This is a genomic window from Bradyrhizobium sp. AT1, assembly GCF_001590795.1.
GTDB lineage: Bacteria > Pseudomonadota > Alphaproteobacteria > Rhizobiales > Xanthobacteraceae > Bradyrhizobium.
Map to the genome: position 1 here is coordinate 1 of NZ_JXDL01000006.1, position 2317 is coordinate 2317.

The window sequence follows — 2317 nt, forward strand, 5'->3', positions numbered from 1 at the left end:
GCCATTGGGAATCGGCCGCGCCTGCACCGCGACCAAGTGGCCGTCGATGGTGCCCTGCCAGACCGGATCGCCCGGCTTCCACGGCGACTGCAACAGATGCGCATTGCCGGGCTTGCCGGCGGCATCGACGAAACGCACCGCGATCGCATCGCCCTCGCGTCCGACCTCGAGCTGGATCTCCTGGCGATCGAGCCAGACCGCACGGCGGCGCTCGCGCTGCACGACACGGCCGCCCATCTGGCCGGAGATCTGCCGCTTGCGCTCGCCCAGCACGTGATCGATGACGGCGCCAACCGCGGCGATGCGCCGCGCGACCTCTCCTTCGGGCACGCGCACCGCAAAGCCCTTGGGGAATTCCTCGGCGATGAAGCCGGTCGAGAGCCGGCCCTCGCGCCAGCGCGGATGATGCATCAAGGCCGAGAGGAACGGGATGTTGTGGCGGATGCCGTCGACATAGAACGAATCCAGCGCGGTCGCCTGCGCCTCGATCGCCGCGGCGCGCGACGGCGCATGCGTCACGAGTTTTGCGATCATCGGATCGTAATGGATCGAGATCTCGCCGCCCTCCTGCACGCCGGTGTCGTTGCGGATGGTGATGCCGTCGTGGCTGGCTTCCGCCGGCGGGCGATACTTCACCAGGCGCCCGATCGAGGGCAGGAAGTTGCGGAACGGATCTTCGGCATAGAGACGCGACTCCACGGCCCAGCCGGTCAGCGTGACGTCCTTCTGCGTCAGCGCGAGCTTCTCGCCGCTCGCAACGCGGATCATCTGCTCGACGAGGTCGACACCGGTGACGAGCTCGGTGACGGGATGCTCAACCTGCAGACGCGTGTTCATCTCCAGGAAGTAGAAGCTCTTGTCTTGCCCTGCGACGAACTCGACGGTGCCGGCGGAATCGTAGTTCACGGCTTTCGCCAGCGCGACCGCCTGCTCGCCCATCTTGCGGCGGGTGGCTTCGTCGAGCAGCGGCGACGGCGCCTCCTCGATGACCTTCTGGTTGCGGCGCTGGATCGAGCATTCGCGCTCGCCGAGATAGATGACGTTGCCGTGCTTGTCGCCCAGCACCTGGATCTCGATATGGCGGGGATCGACGATGAACTTCTCGACGAAGACGCGGTCGTCGCCGAACGAGGCCTTGGCCTCCGCCTTGGCGAGGTTGAAACCTTCGGCGACCTCGGCGGTCGAATGCGCGATGCGCATGCCCTTGCCTCCACCTCCGGCGGAGGCCTTGATCATGACGGGATAGCCGATCTCGTCGGCGATCTTCACCGCGTGCCTGTCATCCTCGATCACGCCGAGATAGCCGGGCACGGTCGAGACCTTGGCCTTGGCGGCGGCCTTCTTGGATTCGATCTTGTCGCCCATCGCCGCGATGGCGCCGGGGTTCGGGCCGATGAACACGATGCCGGCCGCCTCCAGCGCGCGCGGAAACGCCTCGCGCTCGGACAGGAAGCCGTAGCCGGGATGCACGGCCTCGGCGCCGGTCTTGCGGCAGGCCTCGACGATCTTCTCGATCACCAGATAGCTCTCGGCCGCGGCCGGCGGGCCGATCAGCACCGCTTCGTCGGCCATCTCGACATGGAGGGCGTCGCGGTCGGCTTCGGAATAGACCGCGACCGTCTCAATTCCCATCTTGCGAGCGGTCTTGATGACCCGGCAGGCGATTTCGCCGCGATTGGCGATCAGGATTTTCTTGAACACTGCGATCTCACAACGGAAAATTGTCGTGCTTTTTCAAAGGCATCTCGACCTTCTTGTCCTTCAGCATCGCCAGCGCCCGCGCGATCCGCTTCCTCGTCGAGTGCGGCATGATAACGTCGTCGATGTAGCCGCGCTCGGCGGCGATGAAGGGGGACAGGAAGCGGTCTTCGTATTCCTTGGTGCGCGCGGCGATCTTGTCGGGGTCGCCGATGTCGCTGCGGAAGATGATCTCGACCGCGCCCTTGGCGCCCATCACCGCGATCTGGGCGGTCGGCCAGGCGTAGTTCATGTCGGCGCCGATCTCTTTCGACGCCATGACGTCGAAGGCGCCGCCATAGGCCTTGCGGGTGATGATGGTGACCAGCGGCACGGTGCACTGGGAATAGGCGAACAGCAGCTTGGCGCCGTGCTTGATCAGGCCGCCATATTCCTGCGCGGTGCCCGGCAGGAAGCCCGGCACGTCGGCGAAGGTGACGATCGGGATGTTGAAGGCATCACAAAAGCGAACAAAGCGCGCGGCCTTGCGAGAGGCATCGCTGTCGAGCACGCCGGCCAGCACCATCGGCTGGTTGGCGACGAAGCCCACCGTGCGGCCCGCGATGCGGCCAAAGCCCGT

At 65.8% G+C, this 2317-nt stretch carries 2 protein-coding genes; both read right to left on the reverse strand.

Annotation, left to right across the window (positions count from 1 at the left end):
* Positions 1 to 1701 (reverse strand): acetyl-CoA carboxylase biotin carboxylase subunit (locus SE92_RS34635; protein ID WP_063203932.1); only part of this gene is annotated, 1701 nt, incomplete at its 3' end.
* A gap of 7 nt (positions 1702 to 1708) precedes the next feature.
* On the reverse strand, positions 1709 to 2317 hold a 609-nt coding region (locus SE92_RS34640; protein ID WP_283806824.1), incomplete at its 5' end, for a carboxyl transferase domain-containing protein.